The organism is Paucibacter sp. JuS9, from assembly GCF_044043925.2.
Lineage (GTDB): Bacteria > Pseudomonadota > Gammaproteobacteria > Burkholderiales > Burkholderiaceae_C > JAUASW01.
Genome location: NZ_CP194172.1, coordinates 397536 through 413188, shown reverse-complemented (window position 1 = coordinate 413188; position 15653 = coordinate 397536). Strand labels below are relative to the sequence as shown.

At 58.7% G+C, this 15653-nt stretch carries 13 protein-coding genes, 1 tRNA gene and 1 pseudogene; 14 read left to right on the top strand and 1 reads right to left on the bottom strand.

Annotation, left to right across the window (positions count from 1 at the left end):
- Nucleotides 1–24: 24 nt before the first annotated feature.
- The 10 genes from petA (at nucleotide 25) to ABT392_RS01720 (ending at nucleotide 8615) form a co-directional block, all read left to right on the top strand.
- Complete coding sequence (petA, locus tag ABT392_RS01765) at nucleotides 25–621, top strand: ubiquinol-cytochrome c reductase iron-sulfur subunit (protein WP_334279011.1); 597 nt, start codon at nucleotides 25–27, stop codon at nucleotides 619–621.
- An 18-nt stretch (nucleotides 622–639) separates the two neighbouring features.
- Complete coding sequence (locus ABT392_RS01760; RefSeq protein ID WP_334279012.1) at nucleotides 640–2049, top strand: cytochrome b; 1410 nt, start codon at nucleotides 640–642, stop codon at nucleotides 2047–2049.
- 29 nt (nucleotides 2050–2078) lie between these two features.
- Nucleotides 2079–2861 (top strand): cytochrome c1, encoded by a 783-nt coding sequence (locus ABT392_RS01755; RefSeq protein WP_334279336.1) that lies wholly within the window; start codon nucleotides 2079–2081, stop codon nucleotides 2859–2861.
- Nucleotides 2862–2975: 114 nt separating this feature from the next.
- On the top strand, nucleotides 2976–3593 hold the full coding sequence (locus ABT392_RS01750; protein WP_282828862.1) for a glutathione S-transferase N-terminal domain-containing protein: 618 nt from the start codon (nucleotides 2976–2978) through the stop codon (nucleotides 3591–3593).
- A 16-nt stretch (nucleotides 3594–3609) separates the two neighbouring features.
- Nucleotides 3610–4197, top strand: coding sequence for a ClpXP protease specificity-enhancing factor (locus tag ABT392_RS01745; protein WP_334279013.1), 588 nt, complete (start codon nucleotides 3610–3612; stop codon nucleotides 4195–4197).
- 68 nt (nucleotides 4198–4265) lie between these two features.
- A tRNA-Thr gene (locus ABT392_RS01740) sits at nucleotides 4266–4341 on the top strand.
- Between the two features lie 1091 nt (nucleotides 4342–5432).
- Nucleotides 5433–6410 (top strand): helicase RepA family protein, encoded by a 978-nt coding sequence (locus ABT392_RS01735; RefSeq protein ID WP_395384259.1) that lies wholly within the window; start codon nucleotides 5433–5435, stop codon nucleotides 6408–6410.
- The gene (gene repC / locus ABT392_RS01730; RefSeq protein ID WP_395384260.1) at nucleotides 6403–7239 is read left to right on the top strand and encodes a replication protein C, IncQ-type; all 837 of its coding nucleotides are present in this window, start codon (nucleotides 6403–6405) and stop codon (nucleotides 7237–7239) included. Before ABT392_RS01735 ends, repC begins: the two co-directional genes overlap by 8 nt.
- Before the next feature lie 462 nt (nucleotides 7240–7701).
- Nucleotides 7702–8319: an AAA family ATPase gene (locus ABT392_RS01725; protein WP_395384261.1), complete on the top strand. Its 618-nt coding sequence runs from the start codon at nucleotides 7702–7704 to the stop codon at nucleotides 8317–8319.
- Nucleotides 8316–8615, top strand: a complete 300-nt coding sequence (locus tag ABT392_RS01720; protein ID WP_395384262.1) for a hypothetical protein — start codon at nucleotides 8316–8318, stop codon at nucleotides 8613–8615. Before ABT392_RS01725 ends, ABT392_RS01720 begins: the two co-directional genes overlap by 4 nt.
- 284 nt (nucleotides 8616–8899) lie before the next feature.
- Here the strand turns inward: ABT392_RS01720 and ABT392_RS01715 are convergent, their stop codons facing one another.
- Nucleotides 8900–10069, bottom strand: coding sequence for a tetratricopeptide repeat protein (locus ABT392_RS01715; RefSeq protein ID WP_395384263.1), 1170 nt, complete (start codon nucleotides 10067–10069; stop codon nucleotides 8900–8902).
- Nucleotides 10070–11809: 1740 nt separating this feature from the next.
- Between ABT392_RS01715 and ABT392_RS01710 the strand changes: the two are divergent.
- From ABT392_RS01710 to ABT392_RS01695, 4 genes and pseudogenes are all read left to right on the top strand, one after another.
- A pseudogene (locus ABT392_RS01710) lies at nucleotides 11810–11938 on the top strand (integrase); the annotation flags it as partial.
- A 331-nt stretch (nucleotides 11939–12269) separates the two neighbouring features.
- Entirely contained in the window at nucleotides 12270–13892 is a 1623-nt protein-coding gene (locus ABT392_RS01705; RefSeq protein ID WP_395384264.1) for a P-loop ATPase, Sll1717 family, read from the top strand.
- Between the two features lie 275 nt (nucleotides 13893–14167).
- Nucleotides 14168–14935 (top strand): DUF4276 family protein, encoded by a 768-nt coding sequence (locus tag ABT392_RS01700; protein ID WP_395384265.1) that lies wholly within the window; start codon nucleotides 14168–14170, stop codon nucleotides 14933–14935.
- Nucleotides 14932–15579: a hypothetical protein gene (locus ABT392_RS01695; RefSeq protein WP_464970888.1), complete on the top strand. Its 648-nt coding sequence runs from the start codon at nucleotides 14932–14934 to the stop codon at nucleotides 15577–15579. The genes ABT392_RS01700 and ABT392_RS01695 overlap by 4 nt, the downstream gene beginning before the upstream one ends.
- Nucleotides 15580–15653: the final 74 nt, after the last annotated feature.

The following is a 15653-nucleotide window of genomic DNA, read 5'->3' as shown; positions in this document are numbered from 1 at the left end:
CAGAAGTCTCGTTCGAGGACCCTCATGAGTGACCAGCAAGTGGACCAAGGCAAGCGCACCTGGCTCATCGCCACCGGTTGTGCCGGCGCCGTCGGCGGCGTTGCAACAGCCGTACCCTTCGTCAGTACCTTCACGCCTTCCGAGCGCGCGAAAGCCGCCGGTGCCGCCGTGGAAGTCGATATCAGCGACATCAAGCCCGGCGAGAAGAAGACCGTCGAATGGCGCGGCAAGCCCGTGTGGATCGTGCGCCGAACGCCCGAGCAGCTCGCGGGGCTGAAAGGCATCGATGGCCAACTGGCCGACCCGAAGTCGGAACGTACGGCCTACCCGACGCCCGAGTACGCCAAGAACGAAGCCCGCTCGATCAAGCCCGAGTTCTTCGTCGCCGTGGGCATCTGCTCGCACCTGGGCTGCTCGCCCAGCGACAAGTTCCAGACCGGCCCGCAGCCTTCGCTGCCGGACGACTGGCATGGCGGCTTCCTGTGCCCCTGCCACGGCTCGACCTTCGACCTGGCCGGCCGCGTGTTCAAGAACAAGCCGGCACCCGACAACCTCGAAGTGCCACCTCACATTTACCTGTCCGACACCAAGATCTTGATTGGTGAAGACAAAAAAGCCTGAACAGGACAGAGGTAAAAAATGGCTGAATTCAAAGAAGCTCCCGCTGGCGCCTCCATCGCCACGCAGCTGATGACCTGGGTGGACAACCGCTTCCCGGCCAGCAAGATGTACAAGGAGCACATGTCGGAGTACTACGCTCCGAAGAACTTCAACTGGTGGTACATCTTCGGCTCGCTGGCCATGCTGGTGCTGGTGATCCAGATCGTCACCGGCATCTTCCTGGTGATGCACTACAAGCCGGATGCCAACCTGGCGTTCGCCTCGGTCGAGTACATCATGCGCGATGTGCCCTGGGGCTGGCTGATCCGCTACATGCACTCGACGGGCGCCTCGGCGTTCTTCGTCGTCGTGTACCTGCACATGTTCCGTGGCCTGCTCTATGGTTCGTACCGCAAGCCGCGCGAGCTGGTCTGGATCTTCGGTTGCGGCATCTTCCTGTGCCTGATGGGCGAAGCCTTCATGGGCTATCTGCTGCCCTGGGGCCAGATGTCGTACTGGGGCGCCCAGGTGATCGTGAACCTGTTCGCCGCCGTGCCCTTCGTGGGCCCGGACCTGGCGCTGCTGATCCGCGGCGACTTCGTGGTGAGCGATGCCACCCTGAACCGCTTCTTCAGCTTCCACGTGATCGCGGTGCCGCTGATCCTGCTGGGCCTGGTGGTTGCACACATCATTGCGCTGCATGAAGTGGGCTCCAACAACCCGGACGGCGTCGAGATCAAGGGCCCGAAGGCTCCGAAGGACGCCGCCGGCCATCCGCTGGACGGCATTCCCTTCCATCCGTACTACACGGTGCACGACATCTTCGGTGTCAGCCTGTTCCTGATCGCCTTCTGCGCCATCATCTTCTTCGCGCCTGAGCTGGGTGGGTACTTCCTCGAGTACAACAACTTCATCCCGGCCGACCCGCTGAAGACGCCTGCGCACATCGCGCCTGTCTGGTACTTCACGCCGTTCTACTCGATGCTGCGCGCCACGACCGACACCATGGTCAATGTGCTGTGCGGCCTCATCGGCCTGGGTGCCGTGCTGGCTGTGCTGAAGGGCAACTTCGCCGGCAAGGGCAAGCTCGCCGTGCTGGTGGCCGCGCTCGTCGGCATCGGCCTGCTCAAGACCTTCGACGCCAAGTTCTGGGGCGTGGTGGTGATGGGCGGCGCGGTCGTGATCCTGTTCTTCCTGCCCTGGCTGGACCACAGCCCGGTCAAGTCGATCCGCTATCGCCCGACCTGGCACACCTATGTCTACACGGTGTTCGTGCTGTTCTTCCTGGTGCTGGGTTACCTCGGCATCCAGCCGCCGACCGACATAGGCACCCTGGTGGCACAGATCGGCACGCTGTTCTATTTCGGCTTCTTCCTGCTGATGCCCTGGTGGAGCAAGCTCGGGACCTTCAAGCAAGTGCCCGACCGCATTACCTTCCACGCCCACTGACAAGCCACAGCACCGGAGTTCCAAGAATGATGAAAAAGTTCATTGCTACGTTGCTGACCTCGCTGGCGCTTGGCGCCGGTCTGGTGTCCGGAGCCAAGGCTGCCGGCGGCGGCATCGAATGGGACAAGTTCCCGAAGGAAAAGATGACCGACATGGCGTCGCTGCAAAACGGCGCCAAGTTGTTCGTCAACTACTGCCTGAACTGCCACTCGGCAGCCTTCATGCGCTACAACCGCCTGCAGGACCTCGGCCTGACGGAGCTGCAGATCAAGTCGAACCTGATGTTCGCCTCCGACAAGGTCGGCGAGCTGATGAAGGTCTCGCTGGACGCCAAGCAGGCCAAGGAATGGTTCGGCGCCGTGCCGCCTGACCTGACCGTGGTGGCTCGCTCGCGCGCTGATGGTTCCAAGGGTTCGGGTGCAGACTATCTCTACACCTACCTGCGCACCTACTACCGCGACGACACCAAGGCCACCGGCTGGAACAACCTGGCTTTCCCGAGCGTGGCGATGCCGCATGCGCTGTGGGAGCTGCAAGGCCAGCGCGCTGCCAAGTTCGAGGAAGTGGCTGACCCGCATGACCACAGCAAGACCACGCATGTGTTCCGCGGCTTCGAGCAAGTGACGCCGGGCAAGCTCAACGAGCAGGAGTTCAACAGCGCCGTTGGCGACCTGGTGGCCTATCTGCAGTGGATGGGCGAGCCTGCCCAGGGCCAGCGCTTCCGCCTCGGCGTGATCGTGCTGTTGTTCCTGTCTGTCTTTACCGTGATCGCCTGGCGCCTGAACGCCGCGTTCTGGAAAGACGTCAAGTAAGAAGTAAGCTGCGGGCTCAGGGTTTGGTCCTGGGCCCCGTCACGCAGTGGGGCCGGTCTGCCGGCCACCCACTGCGTTTGTTTTTTGACCTTTTGAACTTCGGGAGCCGCCGTCATGATGGTGCTTTACTCTGGAACCACCTGCCCTTACTCGCACCGTTGCCGCTTCGTGCTGTTCGAAAAGGGCATGGACTTTGAAATCCGCGATGTGGACTTGTTTGCCAAGCCCGAAGACATCGCCCTGATGAACCCGTACAACGAAGTGCCGATCCTGGTCGAACGCGACCTGATCCTGTACGAGTCGCACATCATCAACGAGTACATAGACGAGCGTTTCCCGCATCCGCAGCTGATGCCCGGAGACCCGGTGGCCCGCGCCCGCGTGCGCCTGTTCCTGCTCAATTTCGAGAAGGAGCTGTTCGCTCACGTGAACGTGCTGGAAGGCCGTGGCACGACGGTCAAGGCGACCGACAAGCAGCTCGAGAAGGCCCGCTCGCAGATCCGCGACCGCCTGACCCAGCTCGCGCCGATCTTCCTGAAGAACAAGTACATGCTGGGCGACGACTTCTCGATGCTCGACGTGGCCATCGCTCCGCTGCTGTGGCGCCTGGACTACTACGGCATCGACATGTCCAAGAACGCCCTGCCGCTGCTGAAGTATGCCGAGCGCATCTTCTCGCGTCCGGCCTATATCGAGGCGCTGACCCCGTCCGAGAAGGTGATGCGCAAGTAAGCGCGGCAGTTTCCACATGGATTCCACGAGCGACAAAGGCGCCGGCAGCCCCAGCACGTCGACAAGGCCCTACCTGATCCGGGCCCTGCACGACTGGTGCACCGACAACGGCTTCACGCCCTACATCGCGGTCCATGTCGACCGCATGGTGCAGGTGCCGATGGAGTACGTGAGCAACAACGAGATCGTGCTGAACGTCGGCTTCGACGCCACTTCGGGTCTGGAACTGGGCAATGACTTCATCCAGTTCAAGGCCCGCTTCGGCGGCGTTGCGCGCGAGATCCTCGTGCCCGTGGACCACGTGGTGGCCATCTATGCCCGCGAGAACGGCCAGGGCATGGCCTTCCCAGCACCGAATGTGGAAGGCACGCCCGAAGCCGGGGCTCCGGCAGCTGCGGGTGCCTCACCGGCCCGCGGCAGCGTGACCTCCCTGCGCAGCCTGCGCCTGGCAAGCACGCCTGAAGCTGAAGCACCGCCGCCACCTGCAGCGGTACCTGCTCCTCAGGCCAAGCAGCCTGAAGATGCCAGCAAGCCCGAAGGCGGCGGCGATGAGCCCTCCGGCCCGGCAGGCGGCGGTCGCCCGGCGCTCAAGCGCATCAAGTAAGAAATTGGCCCAAGTCGCATTTGAGGTGGCGCACAGCCCCTACAATGCGGCTCCCGTCAAAGGGAACAGCCGGCTTAGCTCAGTTGGTAGAGCAACCGCCTTGTAAGCGGTAGGTCATCAGTTCGAATCCGATAGCCGGCACCATTTTTTCTTTCTAAATCAGTGGCTTGACGTAAATTCGTTAAGTTTGATTTAGCCGAGTGAAGCCAATTTTGGTGCACTCGATGTACCGCCACTGCACCAAAACGCCTATTTCTCCTGGGAACAATTGGTAGAAGCGGCTAAACCGTTTGGTGCAGTGAAGTGACGTTCATTGACAGCACAGCCTGAGTTCGCTAGAGTTCAGTCTGTTGTGTCGTAAAGACCCAAGGTATTGAAAGTGGCGCGCCCGGGACGGGCTGAGTGCAAATGCTTAGGAATGCGTTTGCCACCACTGAACTCGATGCCATGGCGAGCGTCACATCTTGTTAGACGCCTGGGGTCCGTTTAGCAATCAATGCCGTGAACTGCGGCCAAGCCCTGGGGTGCCTAGCTGCTGCGCTCCAACTTCCTTGCGTCATGTGGCGCGAGGACTCGTTGGAGTAGCCAATTGGCCCTATCACCCGTAAAGCGCGCTGCGGCGCGCGCAGAAATGCAATCGCAGCGCTTGCTGCCGCGTTACCTCACCGTCTACGAACTTGCTGCGCTGATCCAGCGACACGAGATCACTGTCTACGAGTGGGCGCGACATTCGCCGGATCGCGTGCCTCGCGTCACACGAATTGCTGATCGTGTCTTGTTTGATGCCCGCGACGTTCAGGCTTGGTTTGACGCGAAGAGAGCTGGCGCTCGTTCCCCCGCTGACCTTCCGCTTGGACAAGCCAAGCGAGGCCGCGGCCGGCCGACCAAGCTTGAACTGGCCAAGCGCCGGGCTCAGGAGGTTTCCCAATGAAGAAGCCCTCCTGCATCAGCATTCCTGTTGACACAGCGGCGCATGAGTACCGCGCCAGACGCGACCGAGGGCGGCGGCCGAGCGGAAGGTGGGACACAGGCAGCCGCTGGCATCCAGACGAATCTGAGCGGCAACTATGCTGCGGTCGCATTCGCACGCCGTCTCGAGCGTGGCCGAATAGCTTGCTTAAACACTGCGCTACCGCTGAACACGTTGCCAATTTGTTCAACGTTGAAGCGCTGGAACTCAAGCGCCGTGCCCGTGAATTGGACGAGGCCGACCAACTCGCGAAAGTGAGCGCGTCATGACAAAGGGCCCCAATCAACGACTCAGAGAACCCCCCAACGAGGTCAAGCGACTTCCAGCGAGCCTCGACATTCTGAGATGTATCGAAACTGATCCGCCCGAACTTGACTTCGTGCTTCCCGGCTTCCTTGCCGGCACAGTCGGCGGCCTGGTTGCAGCCGGCGGCGTCGGCAAGTCGACGCTCGCGCTGCAGGCAGCGATGGATATTGCCATCGACGTAACTGGGGCCGATCTTCTCGGGCTTGGCATCGAGAAGCATGGCCGTGTCGTCATTTTTGCTGGCGAGGATCCAGACGTAGCGCTACACCATCGAATTCGAAGCGTGGCCACCTGGCTAGCTCCCGAGGCGCGCACTGCGCTGTCGCAGGGGCTGACCATCGTGCCCTGCGTCGGCTACGGCGTCGACATCATGGATCCAGCCTGGTTTGAGGAGATCTCCCGAGTAAGCGCCGGTGCGCGCTTGGTAGTGATCGACACGCTGACTCGGTTTCATTCATTGGACGAAAACGATGCCGCGGACGCCAAGGCGGTCATGGCGGCACTGGAACGCCTGGCCAAGATCACTGGCAGTGCCGTGCTGTACCTGCACCACGTGAGCAAATCCTCCGCGATGAATGGGATGGCTGACCTGCAGCAGGCGGCGCGGGGATCGTCTGTCTTCGTTGACAACGCGAGATGGTTGGCTTTCGTCGCAGGCATGACCGCTGAGGAGGCGAAGGCTGATGCTTGGGCACACCTACACCTCACGGATGAGGACCGCCGAAGGCACGTCCGTTTCGGCGTCACAAAGCAGAATTACGCCGCCCCGATGGGGAATCGCTGGTACATGCGGTGTGAAGGGGGTGCGTTGCAGCCCTTGGAGGGCGCTACTGAAGGAAGTGGCGCTGACGTGGCGGTGAATCGCTCGAATGGGACTACGCGCGCGCCCAGAAAGGTTCGGAACACCCAACGCAGCCCCAGGGTCAGCTATGTCTAAGCGCCGTACTGTTTTCGCGCGCCACGACGCTGCACATTGCAACGCGCCAGGATTGTTCCGACCTCTCAAGAAGGGTGACTACAAGCGGCTGAAGCTGGACGTCACATACGTCTACGGGAAGACCGAGTTGCGCTTCCGGGGGCCCGAGCCCCTCGGTGGTACAGAGCTGAGGGTGCTGCAGGCAATTGTTGCCAGCGCCGGCCCCTCCACAAGGAACCTGAAAGTTGCCGCTCCAGCCGGAGACCTTGGCGAACGCTTGGCACAACGCCTGGCTTTCCTCGGCCAGGACGCCGACACTGAACTGCGAGTCGTCTCGACCACTTTGGGCGCACTAATTGCAGAAGCTGGCTACAAGAGCGATTGCAGGTCACAGCGCGAGTCGATGAGGGAATCGCTCCGAAGACTGGCAGCAGTCACCATTTTTTGCATTGAAGGCTCGCGAGAGCGTTCGATGCGTGTCTTGTCGTACGACGTGGATATGGATACCGGCGGGCTGTCAATTGCCATCAATGCCCGTCTGAGCGCTGCAGTTGCAGGCGGCGGGTACACACACATTTGCATGGATGAAGTACGAGCGCTCAAGTCGGACCCTGCGCGTGTTCTCCATCAGCGGCTTTGTGGGTACATCAACCCAGGCAAGCGCCACCTCACGGCCATTGGTGTCGACACACTCGTTGGTCATGTCTATGGCGAGCTGAAGGGCGTGGCTGCCGCCACCATCCGTCAGCGCCGCTCCACAGTGAGGGGAGCCCTGAAGGAGCTCGTAGAACTAAGCTGGGATGTTCGACCAGTCGGCACTGCGTATTCGATTGAGAGACCGACGCTGTGAGCGTTATTCCGGTCGACTGGTGGAATGCGGTGACGCAGGACGCCCCATGGAGTGCCGTGAGCGTTATTCCGGTCAAGCGTGAGCGTTATTCCGGTGGTTTGTGAGCGTTATTCCGGGGATTCGAAAACTCGACTCCAGCATTCATGCGGGTTTCCAGGCCGGGCCTCTATTAGGTCTCTACAAGACCTCTTGGAGCCGACCCATGGGCTTTACCCCTAGGTCGCCCCTGCGGGGCCCCACCCTGACCCGTCGAAATAGGCCCGCCCCGGCGGGCACAGGTATGCGCCTACGGCACACGCCCACCCAGGGGCTGGGGCATCGCCCCAGTTGCCCCTCGCCAGCCGCCGGTGCGGCTGGCTCACCCATGTTGTTAAGCAAGCTGGCGAAGGGAGGGGTTGAGATGCATTTCTGGCTCCTCATAGGTACGCAACTACGTAATTCAGCATCGAAGGAACTTCGCAAATGTTGACCCTGGTGTTTGCCAATCAAAAGGGAGGCGTCGGAAAGACGACGCTCGCTGGCCATGTCGCGGTTGCTGCTACCAGCGCAGGAGAGATGGTTGTGTTGATGGATACAGATCCGCAGGGCAGCTTGAGCGACTGGTGGAATGTCAGAGTGGCCGAGGACATCTCGTTTGCTACGGCGAGGCTTGGTGACCTGTCGTCACAGCTCCATGAGCTGGGAAGTCAGGGATACACCCTGGCGATCATCGACACACCGCCGGCTGTCACGGCGACCATTGCAACGGTCGTTGCTGCGGCCGACTTGGTGGTCATACCGACGAGACCGAGCCCCCACGACCTTCGGGCGGTCGGCCGAACCGTTGCGCTCTGTACAGGGCGGCCCATGTTCTTGATAAACGGTGCGGCAGCTCGGGCTCGCCTGACTGCTCAGGCCGCCATTGCCCTCAGCGAGCACGGTGCCGTGGCGCCGATCATCGTGCACCAGCGGACCGACTTCGCGGCAGCAATGGTCGACGGCCGCACAGCGCAAGAACTCGATGCACGTAGCAAGTGCGCCTCAGAAATGGACCAACTGTGGACCCATATCAAGAACCGATTGAAGAGCGATAAGCAATGAACAAACCTGCCACCCCGCTGAGCTCTGGTCTGATCTCGAAGGGCTCCGCGGCGCCAACATCTGTAGATCCATCACTAGCCAAATCCGCAGCCACGCAATTGGCCAAGACCGCAGTTACGTACAAGGCTATGACCGTCAAACTGGACGAGCAGAGATACCGAGCCCTCAAGACTGCTGGCCTGGACCTCGACTTAAGCTCGCAGCAAATCCTTGTTCAGGCGCTTGATCTTTGGCTCGAACGACGCGAAAGTCCTGCAGGCGGGGCTGGATCCAACACGCTGGCTCATCACCAATGAGGTGCCTACGCAGGGCCTCGCTGGCGCCGTAAGTGCAGGTGCTGGTCAGCGTTGACCGTCATGCCGGGTGGCACCGACCGTGGCACTGCTGATGACCGAAATCGGCAGCTGCCGCTTTGCAGAGGGTGCCGTCATTCACGGCCGACGTGGACGCGGCAGCAATGTGCCCATTGCGGGAGTTCGCTGGCCGCCAAATTGCTGCCGTCCGTGCCGTGCGCAATGGCGCGATCCGACGCCATCCCGTGGAAAAGACACGGCAATGTATGTGCTGGGGCTACAGGTATCTACTTGAGCGGAAACAAATCCGGAAACCGTTCTTTTATGAGTTTCTTTGTCTCTGGCGAATGGACTGGGCTGTTGTATATCCGAGTCAGGATGTCTGCTTCCTTTTGGGTAAATTTGCCGTCTCTTATGAGGCCTGAAAAGATTTCGATTACGAGACCTGCTCGATCAGCAAGATGTCCTCTTTTATCGGCAATTTGTTTATCCAGCTCGGCTTCTTCTTTAACAGCGCCCAGTTCGCTGAGCAGATCCAGTCGCACTTCATCCGGCAGGCTGCTACCGGCCGCGCGCATCGCCTGCTCGGCCAGCGCGACGGCTTGCGAATACTCCTGCTTAGACGCAATAGGATCCTTCACCTGATCCATTACCAGCCGCCGCCAAGTGATCCAGGTGAGTCTGACGAACTCACTTTCACCCAGCAAGCCCTGCGCTTGCGTGGCCACTGCCTGCAACTGCGCCAGGGCTTCGAGCGGCTTGCCGCTCTGGGCCACTTGGCGCGCGCCACTGCGCTGCTGGCGCAGAGTGACCAACTGCGGCCAGGCTTGCTGAAACCACGTCGCGGCGGCCTGGGCTTCGGCCGCATACCAGCGGTTCTGAACGAAGAGCCGGAAGTCATCCAGTAGGCCGTTCAGCAGGTCTTCTTCCTTCCTGATTTGCGCCAGGGTTTTACGGTACCAGGCTTGCGCCGTGTCTTTGTCGCCCGCCAGCAAGTAGCTGTGTCCCAGGTTCACCAGCGCCTCGAAGTTGGCCTTGTCCAGTTCCACCGCTTTCTGGCAGGCCGGCCGGGCCTCTATGGGCTTGTTGCGTGCAATCCAATGCCAGCAAATCGAGTTGTGGTCGGCACTGTTGGCGCCGGGGCGTTTCACCAAGTCGTGCGCCACGGCGAGTGCGGCCTCGTCCTTTTTCTGCAGGCGCAGCACCTTCAACCAGTTGCGCCAGTCCTCAATGCTGCTGTCACTTCGCTCGGCAATCTGCCGCGCCATGGCCTCGGCGGCGGGCCAGTCTTCGGCATCCCACGGAGTTGAGAGCTGCTTGCGCAAGTCGTTGGTGGATGGGGCTTGCGCATCACTGGGCAGGGACGCGCACAGCAGCCCAACGCCCATGAGCAGACCCACAAGCAGCGAAGCTTGCGGCGGTTTAAGAGTTGGCATCGTGACGGATGGGGTCTTCATGTTCGATTCACTGAACTACTGTTCTTACAGCCATGCACCAGCATTGCTGAACAGAGAGGCCAACGTGATTAGAGCGCAACCGTTGCCTGCAAACCGGCCCGCGGCCACCGGGAATATCTCTTGCCTGCTGCTCATCCTGAGCGCACATGAAAGCACCCGGAAGCGTGGGTGTGGGTACGTTCCTATTGAGCCGCTAACCGTGGCGATTGCTTGAAGGTAGACGGGAAGTCCGCCCAGGCCCTTGGCTGTCAGACGTTGATTCTGACGGGCTTAACTTTGCATCCAAGTGCTGTTTGGAAAGCCAGCGAACTTCGGCTTTGGGCACATTGCTGCCGGCTGCGCATGCCGCGCCGATTTCGACAACGAGCCTGCAGTGCGAGAGCGCAGCTTGTGAAAGCTGTCGCTGGACCTGAGTGCCGACCACAGCAAGTGGCAACCCCGTGCCAAAGTTGCTTAACGGCTGCTTCAGGCAGTACAGCGGACACCCGGACCGGGAACTGCTCAATGGGCGGTGTCGACAGCAACGAACTTTGAGCCACTGAAAACGAGCGGCAGCAGCCAGCCTTCACCGGACTGAGGCCTCATAGCCTGCGGACACAGACGAATTGGTCAATGGCTGCCAGTACGTGTGGTCAATACGGTCGGAATGTGCACGTAAGTGGCTGATCCGTAGAGAAAACTTCCGCCGCCAGTCTGAGGACTCCGTTTTGGCAGAAATTTTTTGCCATCAGATTATTACGTTAATCTGATGGCCAAAACGCCTTGGGACGAGGCTAGGAACGCCCACCTCACTGCCAAACCAGACTGTTGCGCCGTTACTCAGCCGCTCGTTGCCAGCTCGCCTGAACCGCTGCCTAGAAGCGCGGCATTTCCCCAGCAATGGCAGGCAGACGTTCTATCGAGGTTAGAGGCGGAAGCCCGCCGTCCCATCTCTCGTCGCGACGCGCCCCTTGAAAAGATCTGGCGTTGTTGAGTTGGTGCAAAGCAGACGTACCAATTCAGCCATAGGAAACCGTTTCAAATGTGTCAGAGCGCGTCTCTTAGGACTCCGCACAAGCGGCCGGCGGCTTCGTAGCCAACCACGTCGTGGACGGGCTGATGGCCAATCGCCAGCTTGATCCATCGAGGTGTCTGGGCATCGCAGTGCGAGTCCAGTTCACCTAGAAGTTTGTACGCATGCAAGGCGAGTCGCTCTGCAGCGTCCTCATCTTCACACTCGGCGGCACGGCCAAAAATTGAGGCTGCCATTGAGAGGGTTGACTTTGTTTCCATCGGTTGTTGATCGCTTTCTGTTGAACTTGGTGCTCGGCCATCGTTTGGGTGGTAGCCGTGCACTGAGTTATTACCTGTTCACGACCTTGTCAAGCGCGTGCGGGTTGGCTATGGCTGGCGCGCCTTTGCCAATATCAGCCAGCGGCTTCTTGATGATCGCCTGATGCTCAAGCGACTTTCAGATGCCAATTGCAGCCACGTCACCGCAGACTCCAACAATGTTGCCCGTCTATGCCGGCCAAGGATTGCCGACTTGGCAGTGCGCTGGTTTGGGCTGACCATTGCCCAGACGACTGTTTTAGGCTGATGAGAGACATTCGCGAACCAGGGCCTGCCCGGCAGCGTCCACGAAAACCGGTCACTGAGCGCCGCCGGCTCCGACAGGCTGCTTCGCCCCGGGAACCAGCCGCTCGACCGCAATGCAAGCAGCATGCTGGAGCAAGTGGCCGCCATCACTCACAGCGATAGTATCGGCGGACCAAGAACCTGCGCGCCGTGCAACTGCTCCTCGGGCATTCCAAACTGGAGTCGACCGTGCGGTACGTCGGCATCGTGGTGGATGATGCCCGTGAGATTTCCGAGCTGACCGAAATCTGATCAAGATTGCAGGAGCGACGCATCCGCCGGGCAAGCGACTTGGCGGATGCGCTGGCGAGGCGATCGGCCAGTATCGGAAAGTAGCCCGAACTGGAAGATCCGGCCAGGAGCGGAAGCTCGCTAGCGTCCGCTTACGGGTGCCCCAGCTACGCGCGCTTGTCTGCAAAGCGCCGCGCAGAGGGCTTCGCGGTTTGATCCATCGGCGATGATCGCGCGCGGATGCATCCTTCGGTGAGCCACGACCACGCGGTCCGATGCGGTCTTTCCCGGGTGTCGTACAGCAAGGAAGCTCGCACAATTGCCTCTACAGAAATACAAGATTGGGAGGGCAATGAAATACACGTTCAAGCGAAATAGCTCCATCGGCGCGATGGATGCCGAGTCGGACGAGAAGTATTTGTCCGAGTGCTTCTACGACACCGGCGACCTCAACACACTCTTGGACTGCGAGGAGCCGAGGCGCATCGTCGTCGGCCGAGTCGGCGCTGGCAAAAGCGCTTTGATACAGCGCATGAAATTGGGCACCTCGAACGCCTTCGAGGTCAAAGCCGAGGACCTATCTCTCAATCACATCGCCAACTCGGACATCATTCAGTTCTTCGAGAAGGCTGGGGTGAAGCTCGACATCTTCTATCAGCTGCTGTGGAAACATGTGTTCGTTGTTGAACTACTCCGACGCCGCTACAAGGTGACCGAGAAGGATTCCAAGTCTCACTGGAAGAGCCTGGTTGACGTCTTCTCGAAGGATCCAGCGAAAGAGCGCGCACTGCGCTACATCGAGCAGTGGGGCGACAAGTTCTGGCAGGACACCGAGCTTCGCGTTAAGGAATTTACTGCGAAATTGGAAGAGCAACTCTCAGGGGCAATTGACGCAAAGGCGTTCGGCATCTCGCTAAGCGCAAAAGGAGCCGAGAGTCTTTCCGAGGAAACGCGGGCGGAGGTGGTCCACAAGGCTCAGTCGATCGTCAATGCGAATCAAGTCAGAGAGCTTGGAGAGATTGTTTCTCTGCTGGCGGATGAGATCTTCGTCGATCCAATGAATCGATACTATCTCTTGATTGACCGTCTTGACGAGGCCTGGGTTGATGACGCTGTCCGATACAAATTGATCCGAGCGCTTATTGAAACCTGCCGTTCCTTCCAGCGTGTTCGCTCGGTAAAAATCGTCATAGCCATCCGCGAGGACTTGCTGCGTATAGTTTTCGACTCGACTCGAGATGCTGGCTTTCAGGAGGAGAAATACGAATCTCTGTTCCTGCGACTCAGATGGAAAAAGCACCAGCTCCAGGAACTAGTTGAGCTTCGTTTGAATCGACTGATCCGTGAGCAGTACACGAGCAAGCAGGTGATGTTCAATGATGTTTTCAAGACGGAAGTACGTAGAGAAAACGCCCTGGACTATCTTGTTGACCGAAGCCTTCATCGCCCTCGTGACATCATTTCTTATATCAATTGTTGTCTGGATATCAGCGAGGGCAAGGAGTATATCTCACCGTCAGCCATTCAGGACGCCGAAAAGGCGTACTCTCTGGGTCGGCTTCGCTCTCTCATTGATGAATGGCGAAGCCACTATCCCAATCTGCAGCTTGCATTTGAAATAATCCGCGGCCGACCAGGCTCATTCAAGTACTCTGAAATAACAGATCAGGATCTCAGCAAGTTCATGGAAGCGATATTCAATGATCTTGCAGGGGAGGACTTATTGAGGCGGACGATCACTGACTATGTAAATAACACGCGCACGCCTTCCAATTGCCTTATGCAAATTTTCAAGATTTTGTATGAAGTATCCGCAGTCGGCATCAAACCTCAATCCACGGACAAGGTAAGCTGGGTCCATCTAGGTGATCGCGGTATCACGGAGGGGCAATATAAGAACAGCTCAACGATTGCGATCCATAAGATGCTATGGCGTGCACTCGAGGTTTCCATTCCACCGCGGGTTACAAAGTAGCGTTGATCGTCTTTCCTACAGTTGAGCGGCAAACACGTCACGGGTTGGGAAGTTACCTTGGATGGCGCCATTGACCAGGAACATCCGCTCACCTGCCTCGAACTTGATAGGGTGGTAGTCCGCTCCGGGTCGAGTCTTGCCGGCCAAGTGCGTTAGACCTGCGTCGGCTTAACATCATGGACCGATACAGCCGCGAAGCTACAGCGAAGCTGCGCCAACCTGAACTCTCTTCCAGCCTCAAGCCAATAGCTCAGTGCCACTCCAGGTAAAATTCGATGAAAAAAGCAAAGCTGACTATATTCGTCGAGGGTCCAACAGACAAGATTATCGTGCGGTATATCCTCGATGCCGCAGGTGTATCCGAGTCAGTTGCTATTCAAGCGCACCTTGGAGTTCAAGCAGTTAGAGAGGCGATTAAGGGCTTAGACAACCGCGGCGCTGATAAATTCTTGGCCCTCATTGACGCTGATGAGATGAGTACAGCCGATTCGCGCGAGTTGGCGCTATCAAAACTCAAGCATCCACACATTCCCGTATATTGTGCAATCCCAACGATTGAGGCTTGGCTTTTTGCCGATATTGACAAGGCTCGAGATGGAGCCCGAAGCGCGCAAGCAACTAAAATTCTTGATCGAGCGCCGTTGCCAGAAAGTATTCCATACCCAAAGGTGTTGGCGGGCCATGTTTTTAAGAAAGCCCCTCCGGGCCAAGCATATTCATTTCTGCAGGGCATAGATGTTCCGAAGGCCATCGCTCGCTCGTCTTCGCTCCGTAGCTTTCTTGCCGGAGTGTTTGAGATTCTTGGCCGCCCTGCGACTGACGAAGCCCAGCAACTAACAGGCTCTGTCAATCGTGACGTGTTCGCAACTCTCTTGCGAGAGCTTCCAAGTTCAACCGTTGTTTGGAAGACTGTGGACGGCTCAACTATCGATGCAGCCCGCTTGGCAAGAGAGGTCGTGGAGGGTAGCGACCTGGGGAAACAATACATCACAGAGCTTCTTCGGATTGCTCGCGACATGATTGGACGTAAAGCTCGCTCATGACAATTGTCTTTGTCACAGCACACGATACGCAGACTGCGGCCAATTTAGCGATCGCGCAATTGATCGCCTCGCCCGGCGATATTAATATATTTGGAGCGAATGCCACGCGCGCAAACCTGCTTCAGACACTTGCCTCGGCCATAGGTCCCCAGTCGTTGTTCTGCATGTCTCATGGAAGTAGAGACGCGCTACTTGATGACGTGCGTATGGGTGCGCTACAAGCGAATGATGCGGAGCTGTTGGGGACTTGTAAAGTCTTCGCGTGGGCATGCAATACTGGTGCCAGATTAGGCCATGTCGTTGCTCAGGCTGGTGGTATCTGGTGGGGTTATGACTGCCCAATCACTGCGCCCGATGATCGACCCATGTATACCCCAATCTTTGCTGGAATATTCGCCGCAATTAAAACCGCATTTGCGGCATGCGAGGATGAGGCAAGCGTTGCCGCATTATTGCTGCATATTCAAGGCTTATGCGAAGCGGCACTGGCAGCGTTAGATCAAATGGGCGCGCAACATGATTTCGATTCTTTCTCAATCTATTCATGCTGCAATCAAATCTGGTCCCGTCTTTCGGTTTGGTTGGCTCATCAGCCAAATCCGTCTAGGCACCCAATGGCGCCCCCCCCGTTTATAGAACTCTAATCCTAGGCTTCCGCGGCAAGTGGCGCTCGCCGACGCTTAAAGGTAGTTCCCGGTTGCGCTGCGTCCCTCTCTGT